General features: G+C 65.1%; 21 protein-coding genes, 1 tRNA gene and 1 riboswitch. Of the genes, 2 read left to right on the forward strand and 20 right to left on the reverse strand.

The window, feature by feature from the left end:
- Positions 1 to 71 precede the first annotated feature (71 nt).
- From AS93_RS0112050 to btuB, 4 genes are read right to left on the reverse strand one after another with little or no spacing between them, the layout of a single operon-like run.
- A complete protein-coding gene (locus AS93_RS0112050) occupies positions 72 to 1,364 on the reverse strand; it encodes a cobyrinate a,c-diamide synthase (protein ID WP_027590849.1) in 1,293 nt (430 codons plus the stop codon).
- Positions 1,361 to 1,972 carry a cob(I)yrinic acid a,c-diamide adenosyltransferase gene (gene cobO / locus AS93_RS0112055; RefSeq protein WP_027590850.1) on the reverse strand — a complete coding sequence of 204 codons (612 nt, stop codon included), beginning with the start codon at positions 1,970 to 1,972 and terminating at the stop codon, positions 1,361 to 1,363. The genes AS93_RS0112050 and cobO overlap by 4 nt, the downstream gene beginning before the upstream one ends.
- Complete coding sequence (locus tag AS93_RS0112060; RefSeq protein WP_027590851.1) at positions 1,972 to 2,544, reverse strand: hypothetical protein; 573 nt, start codon at positions 2,542 to 2,544, stop codon at positions 1,972 to 1,974. Before AS93_RS0112060 ends, cobO begins: the two co-directional genes overlap by 1 nt.
- A gap of 52 nt (positions 2,545 to 2,596) precedes the next feature.
- Positions 2,597 to 4,492 (reverse strand): TonB-dependent vitamin B12 receptor, encoded by a 1,896-nt coding sequence (gene btuB / locus AS93_RS0112065; protein WP_027590852.1) that lies wholly within the window; start codon positions 4,490 to 4,492, stop codon positions 2,597 to 2,599.
- A 113-nt stretch (positions 4,493 to 4,605) separates the two neighbouring features.
- A riboswitch (cobalamin riboswitch) is annotated at positions 4,606 to 4,827 on the reverse strand.
- Between the two features lie 127 nt (positions 4,828 to 4,954).
- Here btuB and AS93_RS0112070 point away from each other — a divergent pair.
- Entirely contained in the window at positions 4,955 to 5,497 is a 543-nt protein-coding gene (locus AS93_RS0112070; RefSeq protein ID WP_051587463.1) for a chalcone isomerase family protein, read from the forward strand.
- Between the two features lie 12 nt (positions 5,498 to 5,509).
- Positions 5,510 to 6,049, forward strand: coding sequence for a DUF3833 domain-containing protein (locus AS93_RS0112075; RefSeq protein ID WP_027590854.1), 540 nt, complete (start codon positions 5,510 to 5,512; stop codon positions 6,047 to 6,049).
- Positions 6,050 to 6,062: 13 nt separating this feature from the next.
- Here AS93_RS0112075 and AS93_RS0112080 read toward each other — a convergent pair whose 3' ends face one another.
- The 16 genes from AS93_RS0112080 to AS93_RS0112155 all read right to left on the reverse strand — a co-directional run bounded on the left by AS93_RS0112080 (position 6,063) and on the right by AS93_RS0112155 (position 18,449).
- Positions 6,063 to 6,503, reverse strand: coding sequence for a GNAT family N-acetyltransferase (locus tag AS93_RS0112080; protein ID WP_027590855.1), 441 nt, complete (start codon positions 6,501 to 6,503; stop codon positions 6,063 to 6,065).
- 80 nt (positions 6,504 to 6,583) lie between these two features.
- Positions 6,584 to 8,194: an ABC-F family ATP-binding cassette domain-containing protein gene (locus AS93_RS0112085; protein ID WP_027590856.1), complete on the reverse strand. Its 1,611-nt coding sequence runs from the start codon at positions 8,192 to 8,194 to the stop codon at positions 6,584 to 6,586.
- Between the two features lie 235 nt (positions 8,195 to 8,429).
- Positions 8,430 to 8,828, reverse strand: coding sequence for a GFA family protein (locus tag AS93_RS20340; protein WP_081798293.1), 399 nt, complete (start codon positions 8,826 to 8,828; stop codon positions 8,430 to 8,432).
- A gap of 18 nt (positions 8,829 to 8,846) precedes the next feature.
- Positions 8,847 to 9,218 carry a hypothetical protein gene (locus AS93_RS0112095; RefSeq protein WP_027590858.1) on the reverse strand — a complete coding sequence of 124 codons (372 nt, stop codon included), beginning with the start codon at positions 9,216 to 9,218 and terminating at the stop codon, positions 8,847 to 8,849.
- A 263-nt stretch (positions 9,219 to 9,481) separates the two neighbouring features.
- On the reverse strand, positions 9,482 to 10,432 hold the full coding sequence (locus tag AS93_RS19295; RefSeq protein WP_081798294.1) for a glycosyltransferase family A protein: 951 nt from the start codon (positions 10,430 to 10,432) through the stop codon (positions 9,482 to 9,484).
- Entirely contained in the window at positions 10,429 to 11,373 is a 945-nt protein-coding gene (locus AS93_RS19300; protein WP_051587465.1) for an ATP-grasp fold amidoligase family protein, read from the reverse strand. The genes AS93_RS19295 and AS93_RS19300 overlap by 4 nt, the downstream gene beginning before the upstream one ends.
- A complete protein-coding gene (locus AS93_RS0112110) occupies positions 11,370 to 12,686 on the reverse strand; it encodes an oligosaccharide flippase family protein (RefSeq protein ID WP_037009134.1) in 1,317 nt (438 codons plus the stop codon). The genes AS93_RS19300 and AS93_RS0112110 overlap by 4 nt, the downstream gene beginning before the upstream one ends.
- A gap of 230 nt (positions 12,687 to 12,916) precedes the next feature.
- Positions 12,917 to 12,991, reverse strand: a tRNA-Arg gene (locus AS93_RS0112115).
- A 65-nt stretch (positions 12,992 to 13,056) separates the two neighbouring features.
- Positions 13,057 to 14,193 (reverse strand): flagellar biosynthesis protein FlhB, encoded by a 1,137-nt coding sequence (gene flhB, locus AS93_RS0112120; protein WP_027590860.1) that lies wholly within the window; start codon positions 14,191 to 14,193, stop codon positions 13,057 to 13,059.
- A 3-nt stretch (positions 14,194 to 14,196) separates the two neighbouring features.
- Entirely contained in the window at positions 14,197 to 14,973 is a 777-nt protein-coding gene (gene fliR / locus AS93_RS0112125) for a flagellar biosynthetic protein FliR (protein ID WP_027590861.1), read from the reverse strand.
- Positions 14,974 to 14,979: 6 nt separating this feature from the next.
- Positions 14,980 to 15,249, reverse strand: a complete 270-nt coding sequence (gene fliQ / locus AS93_RS0112130) for a flagellar biosynthesis protein FliQ (RefSeq protein ID WP_027590862.1) — start codon at positions 15,247 to 15,249, stop codon at positions 14,980 to 14,982.
- A 2-nt stretch (positions 15,250 to 15,251) separates the two neighbouring features.
- Positions 15,252 to 16,022, reverse strand: a complete 771-nt coding sequence (gene fliP, locus AS93_RS0112135; protein ID WP_027590863.1) for a flagellar type III secretion system pore protein FliP — start codon at positions 16,020 to 16,022, stop codon at positions 15,252 to 15,254.
- Positions 16,023 to 16,053: 31 nt separating this feature from the next.
- A complete protein-coding gene (gene fliO, locus AS93_RS0112140) occupies positions 16,054 to 16,398 on the reverse strand; it encodes a flagellar biosynthetic protein FliO (RefSeq protein ID WP_234702659.1) in 345 nt (114 codons plus the stop codon).
- Positions 16,399 to 16,475: 77 nt separating this feature from the next.
- Positions 16,476 to 16,910 carry a flagellar motor switch protein FliN gene (gene fliN, locus AS93_RS0112145; protein ID WP_027590865.1) on the reverse strand — a complete coding sequence of 145 codons (435 nt, stop codon included), beginning with the start codon at positions 16,908 to 16,910 and terminating at the stop codon, positions 16,476 to 16,478.
- Between the two features lie 72 nt (positions 16,911 to 16,982).
- Entirely contained in the window at positions 16,983 to 17,951 is a 969-nt protein-coding gene (gene fliM / locus AS93_RS0112150; RefSeq protein ID WP_027590866.1) for a flagellar motor switch protein FliM, read from the reverse strand.
- Between the two features lie 9 nt (positions 17,952 to 17,960).
- On the reverse strand, positions 17,961 to 18,449 hold the full coding sequence (locus AS93_RS0112155) for a flagellar basal body-associated FliL family protein (protein ID WP_027590867.1): 489 nt from the start codon (positions 18,447 to 18,449) through the stop codon (positions 17,961 to 17,963).
- Positions 18,450 to 18,503: the final 54 nt, after the last annotated feature.

Raw genomic sequence — 18,503 nt, forward strand, 5'->3', positions numbered from 1 at the left:
CGGATGCCAGCGCCGCACCTCGCCGAAGCGGGCATCCAGCGCCACCCCGGCCAGCGCGCCGAGCAGCAGGCTCATGGCCGCAGCAACCCGGCTGCCGCCTGCGGGTCGGACGGCAGGTAGAAGTGGATGTAGGACGCGGTCAGCCGGCCGAGGCGATAGACCGCCTCGGCGGTGCGCCGGTAGTTCGGGCACTCGCCGCGCGCCAGCGGCGCCAGCGCGCAATCCAGCACGGAGTGATGGAAGGTGTGCCCGCGCAAGGTGCCCTCCGGCAGCGCCGCCGCCTGCAGGGCCAGTGCCACCAGTTTCGGCTGCAGGATCGCCTGGCCCGGTAGCAGGCCGGCCAGCCTGGCGCTGGCGCCGTGCCGGTCGGTCAGCCGTTCGAGCAGGTAGAGCATGCCGCCGCACTCGGCGAGGATCGGCTTGCCGGCCGCGTGGTGGGCGCGGATGGCGTCCAGCATGCCGGGGTTGCCGGCCAGTTGCGCCAGGTGCAGTTCGGGGTAGCCGCCCGGCAGGTACAGGCTGTCCACCGCCGGCAGCGTGGCGTCAGCCAGCGGCGAGAAAAACGCCAGCTCGGCGCCCAGCGCGCGCAGCAGATCGAGGTTCGCCTGGTAGAGGAAGCCGAAGGCGGCGTCGCGTGCCACGCCGATACGCACCCCGGCCAGCAGGGGCTCCAGCGCCTGCGTGACCGGGGCGGCGAACACCACCGGCGCGGGCAATTGCGCCCCGGCGGTGGCGGCGATGGCCTCGGCAGCGGCGTCCAGGCGCTGGTCCAGATCGGCCAGCTCCGCCGCCTGCACCAGCCCGAGGTGGCGGCTGGGCAGCTCCAGCGCGGCACTGCGCGGCAGCGCGCCGTACCAGGTGAGCCCGGCCGGCAGGCTGTCGCGCAGGATCTCGGCGTGGCGCGGGCTGCCGATCCGGTTGGCCAGCACCCCGGCGAACGGCAGGTCCGGCTGGAAGCTGGCCAGGCCGTGGGCCAGCGCGCCGAAGGTCTGCGCCATGGCGCTGCCATCGATCACCGCCAGCACCGGCACGCCGAAACGCCGCGCCAGGTCGGCGGCCGAGGGCGCGCCGTCGAACAGGCCCATCACCCCCTCGATGAGGATCAGATCGGCCTCGCCGGCCGCCTCCCAGAGCAGACGCCGCGACTCCGCTTCGCCGACCATCCACAGGTCGAGCTGGTAGACCGGCGCGCCGCTGGCGCGCTCGTGGATCATCGGGTCGAGGAAATCCGGCCCGCACTTGAACACCCGTACGCGGCGGCCGGCGCGACGATGCAGGCGCGCCAGCGCGGCGGTGACGGTGGTCTTGCCTTGCCCCGAGGCGGGGGCGGCGATCAGCAGGGCCGGGCAGCGACGGGCATTCAAAACTCGATCCCCTTCTGCGCCTTCACCCCGGCCTGGAAGGCGTGCTTGACCAGCGCCATCTCGGTCACCGTGTCGGCGGCCTCGACCAGCCCCGGCGGCGCGCCGCGCCCGGTGGCCACCACGTGCTGCATCGCGGGTCGCGCCTGGATGTCGGCCAGCACCGCGTCCAGTTCCAGGTAGCCGTACTTGAGGGCGATGTTCAGCTCATCGAGCACCACCAGGGCGATGTCCGGATCGGCCAGCAACGCGCGGGCCACCGCCCAGGCCTCAGCGGCCCGAACGATGTCGCGCGGGCGGTCCTGGGTTTCCCAGGTGAAACCCTCGCCCATCACGTGGTAGCGCACCTGTTCGGGGAAGCGCCGGAAGAACGCCTCCTCGCCGGTACTCGCCGCCCCCTTGATGAACTGCACCACGCCGACCTTCAGCCCGTGACCCAGGGCGCGGGCGACCATGCCGAAGGCCGAGCTGCTCTTGCCCTTGCCGTTGCCGGTGTGCACCAGCAGCAGGCCGCACTCGTCGCGGGCGGCGGCGATCTTCTCGTCGACCACTGCCTTCTTGCGCTGCATGCGCGCCTGGTGGCGGGCATCGCGTTCGGCGGACTCGCCCATCATGCGGCCCGCCGCGCCACACCGCGCATGCCGGTGGACAGCGCCACGTAGAACACCGCCGCGAAGCTGACGTACATCGCCAGGGTGGACAGGTAGCGCGGGTAGTAGATCGTCAGGCGCTCGATCAGCCCGGCGAAGGTCGGTTCAGGGTAGCGACCGGAGAAGTAGTAGAAGCCGCCGCTGGAAACCAGATGGGCGACCAGGGCGCTACCGGCCACACACAGCACCAGCCACAGCAGTTGCCGCACGCCCCGCTGCGCGCGGCTGGCGAACAGCCGGCCGCCGAACCACAGCGCGCCGTAGGCCGGCACCAGCATCCAGTAGGCCGGCGAGAGGCACCAGTCGCTTACCGCGCCGCTCCACAGGGCGCCGAAGTCCAGCGCCACTGCTTCGAGAAACAGCGCCGGGAACGCCCAGCGCGAACGCACGAACACACCAGCCAGGAAGAACACCGCCCAGGAGGCGCTGGGCAGGCTTTCCACGCTGGCGAAGTGATGACCGCGGGTCATGGCCAGCAAGGCGGCCAGGGCCAGGCCCACGATGAGTTGGACACGGGGCGACAGATGGGGCATCTCGCTACTCCTTATTGAAGGCCCGGCAAACCCGGGCCAGGTTGGGATGGGGTCAAAGCGCCTGGTAGCGCACGCTGAACAGCACGGCACGGCCCGGCTGCTCGTAGGTCTGGGCGGTCTGGTAGTCGCGGTCGAGCAGGTTGCTGACCTTCACCTGCGCCTTCCACTCGGCACTGAGGTGGTAGTCGGCGCGCAGATCGACCAGCGCATAGCCGGGCAGGCGCTGGTCGTCGCTGTTTTCCTCGGCATCGAAGCGGTAGCTGTTGGCAAACACCCCGGCGCCCACCCCGAAGGCGCCGAAGCGGCGCTCCAGGTCCAGGTTCAGGCTGCGCTTGGCGCGACGCGGCAGCAGGTGGCCGCGGTTCTCCGGGCTGAGGTCGCGGGGGTCGAGCAGGGTGAGGTTGCCGGTCAGCCGCCAGCCCCACAGCTCGGTGCCGGCAACGGCCTCCAGTCCGCGTATCCGCGCACTGCTGATGTTGGTGGGGCGCATCGGGCTGCGGCCCTGCCACTCGATCAGGTCGTCGATCTGGTTCTCGAAGGCATGCAGGCTCCACTCGCCCCACGCCTGGCCGCCTTCCAGGCCCAGCTCGTAGCTCTGCGAGGTTTCCGGCTGCACATCCGGGTTGCCGGCGGTCGACGCGCTGGCCGGGTAGTAGAGATCGTTGAAGGTCGGTGCGCGAAAGGCGGTGCCGTAAGAGGCGCTGAGGCTCAGCGCGTCGCTGAGCGCATAGCGCCAGGCCAGGCTGCCGGTGCCGTGACCGCCGAAGAACTCGTCGCGGTCGTGGCGCAGCGCGGCCTGCAGGCCGTGGCGGCCGAAGCGCGCCTGGTACTGCGCGAACACCCCGCGATTGAAGCGCGAGTCCTCGGCGTACCGGCTGGTGGTGTCGATGCGGTCGCGCTGGTAGTCCAGCCCCAGGCTGAGCAGTTGACCGGCGCCCAGGCGGATATCGTTCTGCCAGGCGAGGCTGTCGCGCAGGGTGTCGAAGCGGGAGTACAGGCGATCGTCCTGGAAGTTCTCGCTGCGGTCCTCGCTGTGCCCGCCTTGCAGGGTGACGTTCCAGGCCGCCAGCGGCGTGAAGCGCGCGCGCAACCCCAGCACCTGCAGATCGCCTTCGCTGTAGGCGTCGAAACCGGAGGTGCCGCGCGTGTTGCGGCTGTCGAACTCGCTGCGGTTTTCGCTCTGCAGCCAGTTGGCGTCCAGCTCCAGTCCACCGGCGAAGCGGTAGCCGCCACGCAGCGACGCCGAGTGTTCGCGGAAACCGTCGGCGTCCGGCTCGTAGGCGGCCGGCGCGGCCGGCCGGAAACTGCGGGCGTTGATGCCGTCCGTGGACTCGCTCACCAGCCCGAGGCTGAACCAGCCCGGTCCGTTGCTGCCCTGCAGTCCGGCGCTACCCCGGTAGGTGGAGCGGCTGCCGGCGCTGACGGCGAAACCCGGCGTGAGCCCGACTTCCCGGGCCTGGCGGGTGAAGATCTGGATCACCCCGCCCATGGCCTCCGAGCCATACAGGCTGGAGCGCGGGCCGCGCACCACTTCGATGCGCTCGATCTGCTCGACCGGGATGTTCTGCAACGCCGCGCTGCCAGAGGTGGCGGAGCCGATCTTGATGCCGTCGACCAGCACCAGCAGGTGCTTGTCGTGGGTGCCGCGCAGCGACACGGTGGTGGCCTTGCCCCTGCCGCCGTTGCTCCACACGTTGACGCCGGCCAGGCTGCGCAGCAGCTCCGGCACGTCGCGCGGCTGCTGGCGCTCGATGTCCTCGCGGGTGATGACGCTGCTGGAGGCGATCGCTACCGTCGCCTGCTCGGTGCGGGTGGCGGTCACCACCGACTCGGCCAGCAGCAGCGGCTCGGCGGCCAGCGCCAGGGACACACAGGAAAGAGAAAGGTAAAGCGAAACGACGCCCAGCAGCACACCGGCGGCCGGACGATCAACAGGCTTGCGAATCAAGGGATGAACTCCGTCGTGCCTACCCGCACGACTCAAGGTCGACGACCACAGACGGAGAACGAAAGATGCGGACGCGCGCCAGGGCACGCCCATCAGCCCAGCGCCCGCCGCACTGCCGTGGAAATGCGCCAGGCCGGTCTCCGGGCTTGCGAGCGGAACCCGTGGGGGTTCCCGAATACCGCGCCTTCCCATGCCGGAGCACAGTGGCCAACTGCGGTTTCTAGACTCGCCTACCGTTGCGGGGGCAGCGCCGGAATTGCCACGGTCAGAGCGTGGCGCACCGGCTTCCCTGTTTCACCCCCGCAAACGGGGGCACCTGAAGCTGGCGGGCAGGGTAGTGATCCCGGACGGCAGCGTCAATGCGCACAGCCGTTCATCGCCTGCTGGTCATCGCAAAACCTGTACATTTTTAAGTATTCGTATAGATTTATGGACAGGTATCGACTGCTGCGGGCTCCCAAGATGATCACGCTCTCTGCACTGCGCTACATCACCCATTCCTGTGCGCTCAGCCTGCTGCTGCTCGCCGGCGCCGCACAGGCCAGCTGGCAGGACGCCTTGCCCGAGGCGCGTCTGATCGGCGGTGGCGACCTGCGACTGTTCGGCTTCCGCATCTATACCGCGCGGCTGTGGAGTCCCACCGAGCCGTTTCGCGCCGATGCGCCGTTCGCCCTGGAGCTCACCTATCACCGCAGCATCGAGCGCGACGACCTGGTCGAGGCCAGCCTCAAGGAAATCCGCCGCCTGAATGGCGATGCCATCAATGCCGCCCAGCTGCAGCGCTGGCAGGCGCAGATGCGGCGGGCGTTCGTCGATGTGCAGCCCGGCGAGCGCATCATCGGCGTACACCTGCCGGACCAGGGCGCGCGCTTCTATGCCGGCACACGCCTGCAGCACGAGATCGCCGACCCGGAATTCGCCCGCGCGTTCTTCGCCATCTGGCTCGACCCGCGCACCCGCAACCCCGAACTGCGCGCCCGCCTGCTGGGCGACGCCCGCCCCTGACCGGAGACCGCCATGTTCAAGCGCCTTGCCCTGCTGTTGTCCCTTGCCGTCGCCCTGGCCGGCTGCGCCGTGGAGGTGGACCACTACCGCGACCAGACCCCGCCCCTCGACCTGCGCCAGTACTTCACCGGCCGGGTGGACGCCTGGGGCATGTTCCAGAAACGCTCGGGCGAGGTGGTCAAGCGTTTCAGCGTGGCGATCAACGGCTACTCGCGCGGCGAGCAGCTGATCCTCGAAGAGGACTTCACCTTCAGCGACGGCAGCACCGACCGCCGCGTGTGGACCTTCACCCCGGACGGCCCCGAGCACTGGCGCGGCACCGCCCACGACGTGGTCGGCGAAGGCCACCTGCAGGTCGCCGGCAACGCCCTGCGCCTGCGCTACACCCTGCGCCTGCCGGTGGGCGACAGCGTCTACGACGTGAAGCTGGACGACTGGATGTACCTGATCGACGAACACACCCTGGCCAATCGCTCGTTCATGACCAAGTTCGGCGTCGAAGTCGGGCAGATCACGCTGTTCTTCCGCAAGCGCGGGGCGGAGGGGGCATAGCGGATTGGCCGGCTTACACGGCAAGAAAATAGCTGTAGAACCCCTCCTCCCGCCGATAACCCAGCGCCTCGTACAGCCGCTGGGCGTTGAGGTTGTCCACTGCCGTCTGCAAACCGAGGCCCTTGGCGCCGGTCGCCTGCGCATGGGCCCTGGCCCGTTCCAGCAATGCGCTGCCCACTCCCTGCCCGCGGCAGGACGGAACCACGTACAGGTCGTTGAGAATCCAGGTGCGCCGCGCCGAGACCGACGAGAAGCTCGGGTACAGCTGGGTGAAGCCCACGGGCTCGCCGTCTTGCAGGGCGAGGAAGATTACCGACTCGCGGTTGGCCACCCGCTCGGCGATGAAGGCCTGGGCCAGCGCCGGATCGCTGGGCTGCCGGTAGAAGACCCGGTACAGGTCGAACAACGGGGCCACAAGCCCCACTTCGTTTGGGGTGACGCTGATGATGTGCATGCTGGGTCTCGTATGCGCTGATGCAAAGGGAGGCAGCTAGCTTATGCGGTTTACGCAGCGGTAACCTCCCCTGCTCCGCTTCACCAGAACCCCAGCACCCAGCCCTGCTCGGTGGCTTCCAGGCGATGGGTCAGCGCCAGCCCTTCCAGGAAAACCTCATCGTGGGAAACGACCAGCAGCGCACCGGCGTAGCCGCGCAGCATGGCTTCCAGCGCCTGCGTCGAGGCCAGGTCCAGATGGTTGCTCGGCTCATCGAGCAGCAGCAGCTGCGCCGCCGGTTCGGCGTACAGCGCGCAGGCCAACGCCGCCTTCAGGCGTTCCCCGCCGCTGAGCGTCCCGCTGGGCATCGTCACCCGCTGCGCATCCAGGCCAAGCTGCGCCAGCCACATGCGCAGTGCGCTTTCGCTGGCCACGCGGTTGGCCGAACGCAGCTGATCGAGCACCGGGCGTTGCGGGTCGAGGGTGGCCAGCCGCTGATCCAGATAAACCCTCTGCGCCGCGATCTTGCAGCTTCCTGCCAGGGGTTCGAGCTGCCCGGCGAGTACCTTGAGCAGCGTGGACTTGCCACAACCGTTGGGCCCCAACACACCGATCCGCTGCAGTCCGGTGATCGTCAGGCTGATGTGACGGGTGGCGGCCGCAACGAACGGCAGCGTTAACGTTTCCAACTCCGCCACCCGCCGTTGCGCCGCCTGGGGGACCGGCACGGCATGCAGCACGACGACCGTCTCGTCCTCCACCTGCCGCGCGGCCTCGCGCACACGCCGGGCAAGCTGTTCTCGGGCGGCCGCCTGCTGCTGGCGCAGCTTGCCCGCCGACGCTTCGCTGCGTTCCTTCTGGCGATCCAGCAGGATCTTCGCCTGGTTGGCTTCCCTGCCCTGCCGGTTGCCGCGAGCCTGACGGCGTTCCTGGCGTTCGCGCTGTTCGCGCAAGGTCTGTTCCTCACGGCGGCGCTGCGTCTTGGCCTGCTCAAGGCTTTCGATTGCACTCTGGCGCTCCCGGGCCTTGGCCTGGGCGTAGAAGTCGTAGTTGCCGCCGTAGCTGCGCAGGCCTAGCGCTGACAGCTCCACGATGTGCTGCATCGCGTTCAGCAGCTCCCGGTCATGGCTGACCACCAGCAAACCGCGCGACCAGCGCTGCAACTGCCCGATCAGCGCCTGCCGGTTTGGCCGATCCAGGTGGTTGCTGGGCTCGTCGAGGATCAGGAAGTCCGCCTCCGAGAGCAGCGCACCGATCAGCGCGACGCGCATGGCCTCGCCGCCGCTGAGCGCGGTGGCGGGCGTCGCAGCGTCCAGATGGCCGAGGCCATTGCGCTCCAGCTCGTGCCGCAATCGCTCACGCACATCCCAGCGCTCGCCCACCGCCTCGAAATCCTCGGCCGCGCAACTGCCCGTCTCGATGCGCGCCAGGGCCTCCAGTGTTTCCCGCATACCGACCAGATCGGCCACCGTGGCCTCCGGTGCCGCCACCTGCTGAGCCAGATAATGCACGCGACCGGAAGCCACACAGCGCCCGGCGCTGGGCTGCAACTGGCCGGCCAGGATGCGCGCCAGGACGGTCTTGCCCACGCCATTGCGTCCGACCAACCCCGTCGGGCGGGCGTCGAACTGTTCGCACAGATTGGAGAAGAGCGTTCTGCCGTCCGGCAGAACGTGGGAAACGCTTTCCAGCGCAAGAAAGGGACTCGTCATGCGACCTCCGGAGATGCCAGGAACGGGGCGGTTCAACGGCCGTCCTGTCGACGGCGGCATCAATGGCGCATGGGAGCAATACCTCGAAGAGTGAATGTGTGGCGAGATTCTAGGAGCCCGTATCACACATGCCAAGACAGCCCGGCGAGGCGCAGCACCGCAGCCGTTCAGGCGCTGCCGGGACCGCCGGCGCTGGTACCGGCGCGGAACTCGCTGGCGTCAGGTGGTGCCGCCGCTAACGGCCGGGCTGCCAAGCTTCATGGACAGCTACCTCATCGACATCCTGCAACCAGGGCACGTCATGCGAGCACCAGATATGCGCCAGCGGACGCAGACCGGGATCTTCATCCAGGGTGGCCACCCGGAGAATCACCTGTGCCTGACCTGGGCGCTCGGCCACCAGATGGGTCCCACAGTTCGAGCAGAAATGCCGGAGCTTGCCAGGCGATGACTCATAGGCCTTCAACGCGTCCTCGCCCTTCGTCCAGCGAAAGTGCTCACGATTCACTCCTGCGGTCGATACAAACCGTGCCGCATGCGCCTTGCGACACGTTCGGCAGTGGCAGTGCATGATCGGCTTGTCCAACTGATCGACTTCGTACTCGATTGCACCGCATAGACAACCGCCCCTCATTCGGTCCTCCTGGTCGCGCTACTGCGCGACATCCTCGATGTACCGGCTCGCATAAACCAGGAAGTAGGCGGCAAACACTCCCACCAGGAAATCCTTGCCCATCGCGACGCCGTTGAACTCGGGCGCCAGCAGCCGGGACACCACACCGTAAAGCCCGGAGATCACCAGCACGGCGCACCATACCTGCACCAACAGACGAACCTTGCGGTGGTTGCCGACGATCAGCCACAGCAATGCGCCCTGAACGATCACCGGCACCAGAGAACTCATCACGCCAACCAGCAGCGCCAGGGAGTTGAGCAGAAACAGCACGCCCAGAAAGGCCATCAGTGACCCTTTATAAGCGGCACTGGTGAAGCGGACGGCGGTGACCTTGGGTGCGGATTTCATGCGTGCTCCAATAACGACAACGGATGGGAAAAAGCTGCCATCCAGTGTGCCTTGGGCACTTCCCAGCGCCTAGCGCGACGAATGGCGGAGGTCGCGCCGCGAGGCAGCGCCGCGACAGGCCGGTCGTCCGTTTCAGTGGGGGAGCAGCGCTCCCAGTGAAAAGAGCAGGTTCTTCAGAAGGAACCAGCTCGCCCAGCATGTTCCCAGCCCCGGCCATCATGTTGGGTGTCCAATATCAAGTTGTCCGGCATCCCCCCCTGGGCTCAATAGAACAGGCTTTTTTTGAAGCGCAGGGTGAGCTGGCTGAGTTTCTCGGCGCCCCTGACACCAAACAGGCGGTGATTGATTTTATACAAGGTCGGCCAGAACAGTTTCAGGTCGCTTATCGACAGTTGCCTGGCCAGATCGAAACACTCGCTCGCCAAGTCTTCCCGCCCTTCCCGCAGGGCCTCACGGCCTATGTCCCACAGGCGTGCAGCAAACGCCGCACGGCTTTTTGCCGAGGCATGTTGCTCTACCGAATGCAGCGTCATCAGCATCTTCTGCTTTTCATATTCCAGGCGACTGGGGGACTTTCTCCTTTTGATACTGATGCGATCTTCCGAGAAATGCACACGGTGCATATATATTTCCTGGGGGTGATAGACGAACTGGGTGCCCAAGGCAGCAAGACGGACGTGCAGATTCCATTCCTGGCCACTCTTGAACCTGACATCGAATCCGCCAACCTTATCCAGCAGGTTTTTTCTATGCAGCGGTGTAGACGTCATGAGATTGGCCATGACCAACTGCGCCAACTGCTCGCTGTCTTGCTGTATGACAACATTGCTGACAGTTTTTACTGCGCCTTCTCGCAGGATGCTGTAGTCACCATACACGATGGAAATTGAATTCAGCCGCTGGATCGCATCCACTTGTGAGCGTATAGCGCCTGGATGCAGAAAATCGTCTGCATCCAGAAACTTTATATACGTCCCCCTTGCCGCGCCCAGTGCCTGGTTGCGTGCAGCGCAAGCGCCCTGGTTAGACTGCGTGATAACTTTTATATCCTTATATTTGGAAAGCGCTTCCAGAGTTCCGTCGCTGGATCCATCGTTCACCACGATGACTTCCAATTGCCCATACTCCTGCGAGAGCACACTTTCCACACAGGGGGAAACATATCGCTCCGCATTGAATGCCGGGATCAAAATCGAAACCAGAGGATCTTTCATGGGCTTATTTTTATTCGACAGTCACATAAACACTCGTCCCGGAGCGCGGTCCCTTGATGCAAAGGCGGCAGCCTGGGTTCTTCCGGCCATCCAAACTGCCTGCCTAGCCACTCATCCCATTCCGCCGGTTCAAAGCGATACGAGCCTGCGGCTGGGGTGAAAGTGAGCTCGCCGATGTAAACCCTCCCTTGATGAATATAGAAATCGACCCGCAGATAGCCAAAGGGAGCCGCGAGGTGCTTTGCAATACGCAACATTTCCTCGAGCCATGGAGGCCTGGCAACGGGTTCGGCGCTGGCATTTTTACCCCTGCGCAGAAACGAGGCCACGCTCCAGTCCTCCAGATAGAGGCCTTGCGTGGGATTTGCCAAACGCCCGTGTATATGCTGTATGAAAACAAAAGGCTCAGCCCCGTCACCCGGATTGAATACATTGAATTTATAGTCGTCCGGCGGTTGGCCGTCGGTGAGCAGCGGCTGTTCAAAGAGAATCGCTGGCTTGATGTCTCTGTAATGCTTTTCTCGGTAGCGCGTCGAAAAGTCCGAGGCGAGCCAATGCCTGGCCAGACGGGCCAGCGCCTCCGGATTTTCCTGGTCCTTGCAATGAACGATTTTCACCTGGCCAGCACTGTGATTGGCCTTCATGACAAATGCCGTTGGCAATCCTTCGAACGTTTCGGCGCAAACGTCTTCGCAAACGAGATATACCGGCACCAGATACTGCTCGCCCACCGTCGCAGCGAGATAATTCCTCACCGCAAACTTGTCCGCCAGATAAGAATAGGCAGGGTGCGGATAGCGCATCCTGTGGAATATCTTTTCGGAGAAATATCGAGGATTTTGAAAATCACATAAGCGCCCGTGGTGCTGCCAATAGCGGGCGCGATAGAAAATGCAATCCGGCGAATGCTCGATAAGCCTGTTCAGCAGTCGACCCATCATCCCGTCGCACCTTGCACGAGTCCGCCGGCTGCGGATTTCCTGGAGCAGGCCATGATCGTGGCGCTTATCAGCAGCACGTTCATGATCGCCCCTGCCAGGCTGAAGGCAGCCACGGCAACCCGGTCGCTCTCAAACACGAAGAAGCCGACATAGATCGCCACGACCCGAATGACCACGAGCGCGATCTCATAGAGCAGGAAAGATTTCTGCAACGACAACGCCGCGATGGCCGCGACACTGGGCCGATTGATGAATCCAAAGAACAGCCAGCAAGCCAGCCATTGGCCGTACTCCCCCGCAACCCGCCATTCGCTGCCAAACACCAGTGCGAACAACCAGGGACCCAGCAACACCACCAGCAGGAAAGGACAGACCCCGACCACAGCCAGCGCTGCCGTTGCCTTGTATATCAGCCCCGCAAGCGGCTTGCCCGCATGGGCGGCCTCGGTGAACTTCGGATAGAAGACATCGCTGACCGATTTGCCAATCAGCATGGAAGGTACCGCCATGACGGTTCTGGCCAAGGTGTAGAAACCCGCCGACGCCGGTCCGAACAGGCTGGCCAGCAGCACGATGGGCAAACTTTGCGACAGCGCGTTCAGCAGGACTTGCGGCGCTCGGAACAATGGAAAGTCGGCATGGATACGAGCGCAGCCCAACAGCTCCGTCAGTGTTGTTCTGCCGCCTGAACGGCCCGAGAACAGCCCCGCCCCGGCTGCGAGCATCGCGGCATGCAGCACGCGCCCCGCGACGGCCAGGCCCACCAGCACACCGGCCCCTGCGTAGAAAACGCCGAGGCCCGCCTTACCCACATTCAGCAGTAGTGACTGAATGATCGCCACACGCGCCGTGACCGAGAACTTGCCCTTGCGAATAAGCCATTGCTCAGCCACCTGCATGCAGGCGGCGAAGAACATGGCCACGGGAATCAACATCAGGAAATCGGCGATGGCCTGCAAGCCGAGTGACCCGGCCAGTTGCTCCGCCGAGAAAAACAAGGCGAGCGCAACCAGCACCGTGACGCTCAAGGCCAGCAATACCGACAACTTGGCAATCGCCAGCGCGTCCTCATCCTTCTTGGGGAGCACAATCGCAATGGGATAGGTGAGAGCGGCTATCGGGGCCAGAACATTCAGGAGAGCCATGAACGCCCCCAGCTGCCCAAATGACTCGGGCCCGTACAGGCGGGTGATCACCGGCGCAAAGGCGATGGTGATCGCCTGGGCAGTGGCGGTCCCGGTGACCACGGCCAACACATTGCGCACGAAGGGGCGCCGGCTCAGCTCGATAAGCGTGTTAGACACAGTGCGCATGCGTCAGTCCAGGTTCAGGGTTTTGCCAGAGACTGCTGCACTTCTGATTCGAAAGCCTTTCATCGGACTGCGGCACGCGCGGGTTGGTTCTGAGGAAGCCGAACCGCCTGGTCTATGAGCCCCGGTGATCAATTTCTGGAAGCGACTGGAAACCTGAAGCTCATAAATTCGCTTTTTGGCTTGAAAGCAGCGATTTAGAGCGGTTGAGCGGAAGTCAGCGGAAGAACTGATGGCGTCCCCTGCTGGAATCGAACCAGCATCTAGCCCTTAGGAGGGGCTTATTCTATCCGTTGAACTAAGGGGACTCGGGAGGGGTGCCGGGTTGCGCGGCGGGCGGAATGTTACCCAGCCGCCGGCGGTTTGTCATGCCTCAATTGTCCCGGCGCAGCTCGTCCGGAATGGGCAGGTCGGGCAGCGGGCCGGGCTTCTTGCCCTGCCCTGCCTGGTGCTGGCGGATCTGGTAGACGTAGGCCAGCACCTGGGCCACGGCCATGTAGAGTCCGGCGGGAATCTCCTGTTCCAGTTCGGTGGAGTAGTACACCGCTCGCGCCAGGGCCGGGGATTCCACCACGGTCACCTTGTGCTCGTTGCCAATCTCGCGAATCTTCAGGGCGATCTGGTCGACGCCCTTGGCCAGCAGCAGCGGCGCGCCGGCCTGGGATTCGTCGTACTTGAGGGCCACGGCGAAGTGCGTCGGGTTGGTGATGATCACGTCGGCCTTGGGCACTTCGGCCATCATGCGGCGCTGGGAGATCTCGCGCTGCAGCTGGCGGATGCGCGACTTCACTTCCGGCTTGCCTTCGCTGTCCTTGTATTCGTCGCGCACTTCCTGCTTGGTCATCATCATCTTCTGGGTGTGGTCCCAGATCTGGTACGGCACGTCGATCAGGGCGATGAAGATCAGCCCCAGGGACAACCACAGCGCGCACCAGCCGACGATCAGGATGGTGTTGAGGATGGCGGCCTCCAGCGGCTGGTGGGCCAGGGCCAGGATGTCGTCCTGGTAGAGGTTGAGCACCACCAGCGCCACCGCCAGCACCACCAGGAACTTGCCGATCGCCTTGAACAGCTCCACCAGCGACGTCTTGGAGAACATGCGCTTGAGGCCGGACAAGGGGTTCATGCGGCTGAACTTGGGCATCAGCGATTCGGTGGAGAACAGGAAGCCGCCGAGCATCACCGGGCCGACGATCGAGGCCAGCAGCAGCAGGATCAGCAGCGGCAGCAAGGACATCAGCGCATGCTCGCCGGCGGTGAGCAGCAGCAGGACCATGCTGTCGGTGTGGTAGAGGCTGTCGCGGCGGACGCTGAAGCTGCCGTTCATCACATCCAGGATGCCCAGCCCCAGGCTGGCGCCGAACGCCATCAGGCCGCCGGCGCCGGCCAGCATCACCACCAGGGTGTTGAGTTCCTTGGAACGGGCTATCTGACCTTTCTTGCGGGCGTCACTGAGCCGTTTCTCTGTGGGCTGTTCGCTCTTGTCCGCGCCGTTTTCGTTCTCGGCCATGGATTACCTCGCGTGCGCGAAGTCGCGCAGCAGTTGCAGGGCCTCGACGGTGAGCGCCTGGAAATGCGCCAGGATGTCGGCCTGGCTGAGCCAGAAGATGATCATGCCCATCACCAGGGTGAGCGGGAAACCGATGGCGAAGATGTTCAGCTGCGGCGCGGCGCGGGCCATGACGCCGAAGGCCATGTTGATCACCAGCAGTGCGGTGACCGCCGGCAGGGCGATCAGCACCGCGGCGCCGAGCACCCAGGTGAGCTTGCCGGCGATCTCGCGGTAGTGTTCGACCAGGAAGCCGCTGCCCACCGGCAGGGTGATGAAGCTCTCGGCCAGCACCTCGAACACCACCAGGTGGCCGTTCATGGCCAGGAACATCAGGGTCGCCATGTTGAGCAGGAACTGGCCGAGCAGCGGCACCGAAACGCCCATGGCCGGGTCCATCATCGAGGCGTAGCCCAGGCCCATCTGCATGGAGACGAACTGGCCGAGCACCACGAAGATCTGGAAGAACAGCTGCAGGAGGAAGCCGAGCACCGCGCCGATGAGGATCTGCTCAGCGATCAGCAGCATCATGCGCAGGTTAAGCGCATCCACCTCGGGCATCGGCGGCAGGTTGGGCGACAGCAGCAGGGTGATGGCAAGCGCCAGGTACAGGCGCACGCGCACCGGCACCAGGTTGCCGCCGAACACCGGCATGACCATCAGCAGTGCGCCAATGCGGAACAGCGGCAGCAGGAAGGCGCTGACCCAGCCGCCGATCTGTGCGTCGGTCAGCTCAAGCACTGCGCATCACCCAATGACAAACGGGATGTTGTGCACCAGCGTCTCGGTGTACTCCAGCCACTGGCGCACCAGCCAGGGGCCGGCCCACATCAGCGTCACCAGCATCACCATCAGGCGTGGCAGGAAGCTCAGGGTCTGCTCGTTGATCTGCGTGGCGGCCTGGAACACCGCGACGATCAGACCGGCGATCAGGCTGGGCACCACCAGGATGGCCACCGTCACGGCGGTCAGCCACAGGGCGCTGCGGAACAGGTCGACGGCGACTTCAGGGGTCATGGCTATAACGTCCCGAAACTGGCGGCCAGGGTGCCCATGATCAGGCTCCAGCCATCGATGAGCACGAACAGCATGATCTTGAACGGCAGCGAGATGATCAGCGGCGAGAGCATCATCATACCCATGGCCATCAGGATACTGGCCACCACCAGGTCGATGATCAGGAACGGGATGAAGATCATGAAGCCGATCTGGAAGGCGGTCTTCAGCTCGGAGGTGACGAACGCCGGCACCAGGATGGTCAGCGGCGTGTCGGCCGGGGTGGCGATGTCGGTGCGCTTGGACAGCCGCATGAACAGGTCCAGGTCGCTCTCACGGGTCTGCGCCAGCATGAAGTCCTTGAGCGGCACCTCGGCGCGGCTGATGGCTTCACGGGCGCCGATCTGCTCGTTCAGATACGGCTGCAGCGCCTGTTCGTTCACCTTTTCGAACACCGGCGCCATGATAAACAGCGTGAGGAACAGCGCCAGGCCGAGCAGGATCTGGTTGGACGGCGTGGACTGCAGGCCCAGCGCCTGACGCAGGATGGAGAACACGATGATGATCCGCGTGAAGCTGGTCATCAGCATGACGAACGCCGGGATGAAGCTCAGCGCCGTCATGATCAGCAGGATCTGCAGGCTGACCGAGTACTCCTGCTCGCCGTCCGGGTTGGTGGTCAGGGTGATGGCCTTGATGCCCAACGGATCGCCGGCCGCCTGCTGCGCCATGGCCGGGCCGGCCAGCAGCCACAGCAGCACGCCCGCCAGCACCAGCCAGGCGCGGGCGGACATCAACGGGGCAAGGGCGGTCGCGTTCATCGGGTCAGTGCTCGGCGGGCGGGGTCTTGTCGCGGCCGAGCAGGTCCTGCAGGCGGCGGGCAAATTCCGGGGTGGCGGTGTTCGTGGCGGGCAGCACCACCGGCTGCTTGAGCACATGCAGCGGGGTGATGCGGCCGGCGGTGAGGCCGAGCAGCACCTGTTCCTCGCCGACCTGCACCAGCAGCAGCCGCTCGCGGGTGCCCAGCGACTGGCTGGCCAGCAGCTGGATGGCCTGGTTGCCGCGCGGCCCGGCCTGGTTCTGCATGCGCCGCAGCAGCCAGGCCAGGCCGAAGATCAGGCCGACCACCAGGCCCAGGCCGAGCACCAGCTGGACCAGCTGGTCGACCATGCCCTCGGTGGACGGTCCCGGCGTGGCGGCGACGGCTTCGCCGGCCAGCAGCAGCGGCGCCAGGATCAGGCGGCGCATCAGCGCAGCTTCCGGATGCGCTCGGTGGGGCTGATCACGTCGGTCAGGCGGATACCGAACTTCTCGTTGACCACCACCACTTCGCCGTGGGCGATCAGGGTGCCGTTGACCAGCACGTCCAGCGGCTCGCCGGCGAGGCGGTCCAGCTCGATCACCGAGCCCTGGTTGAGCTGCAGCAGGTTGCGGATGCTGATGCTGGTGTTGCCCACTTCCATGGAAATGGTCACCGGGATGTCCAGGATCACGTCCAGGTTCGGGCCTTCCAGGCCGTGCACCGGCTCGCCCTTGGCCGGCGTGGGGAACTGTTCCATGGGCGCGCGCGCCGGGCCTTCGGCCAGCAGCTCGTCGATCGCGTTCTGGTTGTCACCCTCTTCCAGGGCGGCGGCCCATTCGGCGGCCTGTTCCTCGGGAGACTTCGGGGTGTTGTTTGACATTGCGTGTCCTCAGCTGACTGTCTGGCCGAACGTTCCGCACGCGGCGGAAGGTCCGAGCGGAAAAGAGTTGCCTCAGCGATTGCGTTCCAGCGGCCCCATTACCTGCAGGGCCAGCATGTCCTTGTGGGAGCCGAGCTTCACTTCGAAGGTCGGCACGCCGTTGGCCTTGAGCAGCATCTGCTCAGGCAGCTCGACGGGAATCACGTCCCCGGGCTGCATGTAGAGGATGTCGCGCACGCGCAGCTGGCGACGCGCCACAATGGCGTCCAGCGGCACCTGTACGTCCAGGATGTCCTCGCGCAGGGCCTTGGACCAGCGCTCGTCCTGGTCGCCGACATCGGACTTGAAGCCGGCGTCGAGCATCTCGCGGATCGGCTCGAGCATCGAGTACGGCAGGGTCACGTGCAGGTCGCCGCCGCCGCCGTCCAGTTCGATGTGGAAGGTGGAGACCACCACCACTTCGCTGGGGCTGACGATGTTGGCGATGGCCGGGTTGACCTCGGAGTTAAGGTATTCGAAGTCCACTTCCAGCAGGGCGTTCCAGGCTTCTTTCAAGTCGATGAAGGCCTGGTCCAGCACCATGCGCACCACGCGCAGTTCGGTGGGGGTGAACTCGCGGCCTTCGATCTTGGCGTGACGGCCGTCGCCGCCGAAGAAGTTGTCGACCAGCTTGAACACCAGTCGCGAATCGAGGATGAACAGCGCCACGCCGCGCAGCGGGCGCATCTTCACCAGGTTGAGGCTGGTGGGCACGTACAGCGAATGCACGTACTCGCCGAACTTCATCACCTGCACGCCACCGACGGCGACGTCGGCGGAGCGACGCAGCAGGTTGAACATGCTGACTCGGGTGTAGCGGGCGAAGCGCTCGTTGACCATTTCCAGGGTTGGCATGCGACCGCGGACGATGCGGTCCTGGCTGGTCAGGTCGTAGCTCTTGACCCCGTTGGGGCTGGCGGTTTCCTCGACGGAGACGAGTCCGTCATCGACGCCGTGCAACAGCGCGTCGATCTCATCCTGTGACAGCAGGTCTGTGGCCATGGAAGGGTCCTACTGCAAAACGAAATTGGTGAACAGCACCTGCTCGACGACCGGCTGGCCCAGCAGGTTGCGAGCGATCTCCTGGACGCGCTCGGTGGCCTGGACGCGCACCGCTTCCTTGCCGGGCGCGGTGAGCATGGCCTCGAAGCTCTGCGCGGAAAGCAGCATGACCAGCTCGTTGCGCAGCAGCGGCTGGTGCTCGCGCAGCGCATCCATGCTCTTCTTGTCGCGCCCGAGCAGGGAAACGCTCACCTGCAGGTAGCGGGCGCGGCCATTGGCGTTGTAGTTGACGACGAAGGGTTCCTTGAGCTCTTCGTACACCGCGCCGCGGTCGCGGCTCACGAACAGCGGCTTGGTATCCGGGCTGGTAGACGCGTTGGAGGAGGTAAGGACGTACCAGGTAATGCCCACCGCGGCGACCATCGCCAGCAGGAGGGTCAGCACCCCGAGAATGATGAGGAGGAGCTTCTTGTTCTCAAGCCTGAAAGACTTTGCCATGCCAAATATCCGTCACCTTGCGGCGCTACAACAGTCAAGCCAGCGATTCAGCAA

The organism is Pseudomonas sp. RL, assembly GCF_000647775.1.
GTDB classification, from domain to species: domain Bacteria; phylum Pseudomonadota; class Gammaproteobacteria; order Pseudomonadales; family Pseudomonadaceae; genus Serpens; species Serpens flexibilis.

Coding starts and splice junctions, on each gene's coding strand:
- AS93_RS0112075 (WP_027590854.1), top strand. CDS start 5,510: ATGTTCAAGCGCCTTGCCCTGCTGTTGTCCCTTGCCGTCGCCCTGGCC.
- cobO (WP_027590850.1), bottom strand. CDS start 1,972: ATGGGCGAGTCCGCCGAACGCGATGCCCGCCACCAGGCGCGCATGCAG.
- fliN (WP_027590865.1), bottom strand. CDS start 16,910: ATGTCAAACAACACCCCGAAGTCTCCCGAGGAACAGGCCGCCGAATGG.
- flhB (WP_027590860.1), bottom strand. CDS start 14,193: ATGGCCGAGAACGAAAACGGCGCGGACAAGAGCGAACAGCCCACAGAG.
- AS93_RS0112085 (WP_027590856.1), bottom strand. CDS start 8,194: ATGACGAGTCCCTTTCTTGCGCTGGAAAGCGTTTCCCACGTTCTGCCG.
- AS93_RS0112060 (WP_027590851.1), bottom strand. CDS start 2,544: ATGCCCCATCTGTCGCCCCGTGTCCAACTCATCGTGGGCCTGGCCCTG.
- AS93_RS0112095 (WP_027590858.1), bottom strand. CDS start 9,218: ATGAAATCCGCACCCAAGGTCACCGCCGTCCGCTTCACCAGTGCCGCT.
- fliO (WP_234702659.1), bottom strand. CDS start 16,398: ATGGTCGACCAGCTGGTCCAGCTGGTGCTCGGCCTGGGCCTGGTGGTC.
- AS93_RS0112110 (WP_037009134.1), bottom strand. CDS start 12,686: ATGCGCACTGTGTCTAACACGCTTATCGAGCTGAGCCGGCGCCCCTTC.
- AS93_RS0112080 (WP_027590855.1), bottom strand. CDS start 6,503: ATGCACATCATCAGCGTCACCCCAAACGAAGTGGGGCTTGTGGCCCCG.
- fliM (WP_027590866.1), bottom strand. CDS start 17,951: ATGGCCACAGACCTGCTGTCACAGGATGAGATCGACGCGCTGTTGCAC.
- AS93_RS19300 (WP_051587465.1), bottom strand. CDS start 11,373: ATGATGGGTCGACTGCTGAACAGGCTTATCGAGCATTCGCCGGATTGC.
- fliP (WP_027590863.1), bottom strand. CDS start 16,022: ATGTCCGCCCGCGCCTGGCTGGTGCTGGCGGGCGTGCTGCTGTGGCTG.
- AS93_RS0112070 (WP_051587463.1), top strand. CDS start 4,955: ATGATCACGCTCTCTGCACTGCGCTACATCACCCATTCCTGTGCGCTC.
- AS93_RS19295 (WP_081798294.1), bottom strand. CDS start 10,432: ATGAAAGATCCTCTGGTTTCGATTTTGATCCCGGCATTCAATGCGGAG.
- fliQ (WP_027590862.1), bottom strand. CDS start 15,249: ATGACCCCTGAAGTCGCCGTCGACCTGTTCCGCAGCGCCCTGTGGCTG.
- AS93_RS20340 (WP_081798293.1), bottom strand. CDS start 8,828: ATGAGGGGCGGTTGTCTATGCGGTGCAATCGAGTACGAAGTCGATCAG.
- AS93_RS0112155 (WP_027590867.1), bottom strand. CDS start 18,449: ATGGCAAAGTCTTTCAGGCTTGAGAACAAGAAGCTCCTCCTCATCATT.